Origin of the sequence: Flavobacterium sp. UBA4854 (assembly GCF_002399805.1) — a bacterium.
Lineage (GTDB): Bacteria > Bacteroidota > Bacteroidia > Flavobacteriales > Flavobacteriaceae > Flavobacterium > Flavobacterium ginsengisoli.
This window is the reverse complement of the sequence record NZ_DHEI01000021.1, coordinates 38,002-42,068: the sequence shown is the minus strand read 5'-3', so window position 1 is coordinate 42,068 and position 4,067 is coordinate 38,002. Positions and strand designations below refer to the sequence as shown.

Sequence of the window (4,067 nt, the reverse complement as noted above, 5' to 3'; positions counted from 1 at the left end):
AAATTATCTTCAATATGGGCGATAGTTTCTGAAACAATTACATTTCTAATATTATATTCTTCTGCAAGTATTGAATAACGCTCGATTTTTAGTTTTTTAATCAACCACGGAAGCGTCAGACCTTGTATTACCAAAGTAGAAAGAATAACGCAAAAAACTAAGTATATTATTAAATTTCGAAGCGGAAATTCTTCTGTTTTATTCAACATTAACGGAAGTGCCAAGGCAGCGGCCATAGAAACCACACCACGCATTCCTGACCATCCAAAAATGATCATGTTTCGATAATCAAATTGTTCTTTCTCTCGAATCTTTTTACTAATTATTCTTGGTAGAATTGTAGCTGGAATAACCCATAAAAAACGAACAAGAATTACCACGATACTAATAACTGCTCCCCAGATAAATAATGAATTTCCAGAGTAATTGCTAATTCCAGCAATAATTTGTCTTAACTGAAGTCCAATCAAAATAAAAATCAAGCCATTCAAAATATTATTAAGCACATCCCAAATGGTATTGGTCATTATTCGGCTTTCATGAGAAAAAATCGTTCCTGATCTTGCTGCCAAAAAAAGTCCTGTTGTTACCACAGCCAAAACTCCCGATCCTTCAAAATGCTCGGCAAGAAGATAGGAAGCAAATGGAGTCAATAATGTAAGCGTTACTTCGATAATATCGTCGCAAACAAATCTTTTATGGATATAATACATGATAAAGCCAACAGCCAAACCAATTCCTATGCCCAAAGCTGACATTAAGACGAAATTTAATCCGGCTTGCCATAAAACAAAATTTCCAGCTGTAATTGCCGTAAGGGCATATTTGTATGCAACAAGACCACTAGCGTCATTTACTAAACTTTCTCCTTCTAGAATAGCAATCAATCTAGGATTAAGGCCCAACCCTTTTGTAATCGCAGTTGCCGAAACCGCATCAGGAGGCGAAACAATTGCACCAAGTAAAAAAGCTAACGGCCAAGACATATCATCTATAAGCCAATGTGCAAAAACAGCCACTAATCCTGTTGTAAAGAAAACTAAACCGACAGCTGCAAAAGTTATTGGACGTATAGATTGCTTAAAGTCTGACCAGCTAGTATGCCACGCCGCATGATACAAAAGCGGTGGTAAAAATATAATAAATACAATTTCAGGGCTTAAAGCAATTACAGGAAGTCCTGGAACAACACTAATAACAACGCCACATAAAACCAAAACAATCGGAATGGGAAAGTTATATCTTTTGCTAACAAGACTAAGAAAAGCAACGCCGAAAAGCAGCATTATAATAACGGTGATATTCTCCATTTGAGATGGTATTTATTAAACTTTCGATTATGGAATTTGGGTACTAAATTAAGATTTTATGACAACTTAATTAGATTAACATTAAAAAAATAGAATATCGATTTATTGACTTATATCAAACTTTTTAGTTTCAAACAATTTTAGATTTGTCTCTTATTATTTTTAAAAAAGCTTTTATGATAAGTCAGGATTAAGTCCGTTAGCCCAATTTGGAATTTCGAGTAAAGAACGTGTTGAAAATGCCTTGGAGCAACTTAAAAGCGGAAAAGGTGTTTTGGTAACCGATGATGAAAATCGAGAAAATGAAGGCGATCTTATATTTTCTGCACATCATATGAGTGCTCAAGATATGGCTTTAATGATTCGTGAATGCAGCGGAATTGTTTGTCTTTGCTTGACTAACAATAAAGCAGACGAATTGGAACTTCCTTACATGGTAAAAGAAAATACAAGCAGTTTTCAAACTCCATTTACTATTACGATTGAAGCTAAAAATGGAGTAACAACAGGAGTTTCTGCAAAGGACAGAATTACAACTATAAAGACTGCAATTGCAATAAATGCGAGACCAGAAGACTTAGCAAAACCTGGGCATGTTTTTCCGCTTAGAGCGAATGAAAATGGTGTTTTAGGACGAAATGGCCATACAGAAGGAAGCGTAGATTTAATGAAATTGGCTGGCTTACAACCCGAAGCCGTTCTTTGCGAATTGATGAACGAAGACGGAAGCATGGCTAAACTAGACAAAATTGTTAGCTTTGCACAAGAACACGATTTGGTGGTTTTATCTATTGAAGATATTATTTATTACCGCAAATTTGTTAGAGATTATAATTAAATGATATACGAACAACTTGGTAATTCCATTCGAAAACGCATTAACGTTTCTGATGAAGATTTAGAAACCATTCTCTCCTATTTTAAACTTATCAAAAAAGGAAAAAATGAAATTTTGCTAGCTCAAGGCCAAGTAAGTCAAGAAACATTTTTTGTTGCAAAAGGCTGTTTGAGAATCTTTTTTATTAATGAAGAAGGAAAAGATGCAACTAGATATATTGCTTTCGAAAATCAATTTGCTACAGCTTTAGTCAGTTTTATCACTAAAATGCCGGCGCTTGAAAATATTCAGGTTGTGGAGAAATCAGAATTATTGAGCATTTCCCATGAAGATTTTAATCATTTAATGGAAATTATTCCTCAATGGCGTGAGTTCTACAGTAATTATCTTGAGAAAGCGTATGTAAATAATGCCAATCGGTTAATGTCTTTTACTACTATGGATGCTTTAGAAAGATACAATCAGCTTTTAAAAATAAATCCTGCGATTGTAAAAAGATTACCCAATAAAATTGTGGCTTCTTATATTAATATTTCTCAGGAAACTTTGAGTAGGTTGAAGTCTAAGGTTTAATTTGATTGCGGAGCTACTTGTGAAGATGTCTCCTTCGTCAACATGACAAACAGTATGGAAAAACTTTGACAAAAAAATCTGCTTTAATCTGTAAAATATGCGTGAAATCTTTCGACAACATTCTAAATAAAAAAGCCGAATCTTAATTTAGATTCGGCTTTTGATTTTTATGATTCGCAACTGCTGCAAGAAACAAGACTTGTTACTAATTCTTTAGAAACACTTTGGCTTCTTTGATAGTATAAACTTTTTACTCCTTGTTGCCAAGCTTCAATCATCAAACGGTTTACATCTTTGATTGCCAATTCTGCTGGAATATTAAGATTTAAACTTTGTCCTTGATCAACAAATTTTTGACGAATTCCTGCTTGCTGTACAATTTCTAATTGGCTAATTTCTTTAAACGTTTTGAAAACATCTTTTTCCTGCTGAGTCAATTGTTCCATGTGCTGAACACTTCCTCCATTTAGCATAATTCCTCTCCAAACCTCTTCATTATCCAAGCCTTTTTCTTCAAGCAGTTTTTTAAGGTATTTATTTTTACGCATAAAATTACCTTTGCTTAATCCTGCTTTATAATAATTACTGCTGAAAGGTTCAATTCCTGGCGAAGTTTGTCCTAAAATTGCAGAAGAAGATGTTGTTGGAGCGATTGCCATTGTTGTAGTATTACGTCTTCCGTAACCTTTTAACAATTCTGGTTCACCGTAAATTCTAGCCAACTCTTGACTTGCTTTATCCGCTTTGTCACTAATATGTTTGAAAATCTCTGTTGTTTTCATTTTAGCTTCCATTCCTTCAAACGGAATCATATTTTTCTGTAAATAAGAATGCCATCCTAAAACACCTAAACCAAGTGCACGGTGTCTTTTAGCAAATTTATTTGCTGCAGAAAGATAATAGTTTCCTTCTGTTTTTTCAATAAATTCTTGTAAAACAGCATCTAAGAAAAAGATTGCTAATTTTACTGCTTCAGTATCTTTCCATTCTTCATATAATTCTAAGTTCATAGAAGATAAACAGCAGATAAATGATTCGTCATGCGTAGACGGAAGCATAATCTCGCTGCATAAATTACTAGCGTTGATTCTTAGATTCTGATCTTTGTAAACTTGCGGTTTATTTTTATTTACGTTGTCGCTAAAGAAAATATAAGGCAATCCTTTTTGCTGACGGCTTTCTAATACTTTTGCCCAAACTTGTCTTTTTTCAGCATCTCCATCAATCATTTCTTGCATCCAGTAATCTGGCACACAGATTCCAGTAAACAAGTTCTGAATTGGGTTTCCAATACTTTTAATTTTCAAGAACTCTTCAATATCTGGATGATCTACATCTAAATAAGC

General features: G+C 33.9%; 4 protein-coding genes. 2 read left to right on the top strand and 2 right to left on the bottom strand.

Going from position 1 to position 4,067, the window contains the following annotated elements:
* Positions 1 to 1,310 (bottom strand): Na+/H+ antiporter (locus tag B3J44_RS02385; protein ID WP_286965512.1); only part of this gene is annotated, 1,310 nt, incomplete at its 3' end.
* A gap of 214 nt (positions 1,311 to 1,524) precedes the next feature.
* Here B3J44_RS02385 and ribB point away from each other — a divergent pair.
* Both ribB and B3J44_RS02375 read left to right on the top strand, forming a co-directional pair.
* On the top strand, positions 1,525 to 2,148 hold the full coding sequence (ribB, locus tag B3J44_RS02380; RefSeq protein ID WP_286965553.1) for a 3,4-dihydroxy-2-butanone-4-phosphate synthase: 624 nt from the start codon (positions 1,525 to 1,527) through the stop codon (positions 2,146 to 2,148).
* Complete coding sequence (locus B3J44_RS02375) at positions 2,149 to 2,721, top strand: Crp/Fnr family transcriptional regulator (protein ID WP_286965510.1); 573 nt, start codon at positions 2,149 to 2,151, stop codon at positions 2,719 to 2,721.
* Positions 2,722 to 2,888: 167 nt separating this feature from the next.
* On the opposite strand, the gene B3J44_RS02370 is transcribed toward B3J44_RS02375, so the two are convergent.
* A partial coding sequence (locus B3J44_RS02370; protein ID WP_286965508.1) for a ribonucleotide-diphosphate reductase subunit alpha occupies positions 2,889 to 4,067 on the bottom strand: 1,179 nt, incomplete at its 5' end.

Bases quoted from the DNA above. Each gene is read 5' to 3' on its own strand.
- B3J44_RS02375 (WP_286965510.1), top strand. From the start codon at position 2,149: ATGATATACGAACAACTTGGTAATTCCATTCGAAAACGCATTAACGTT.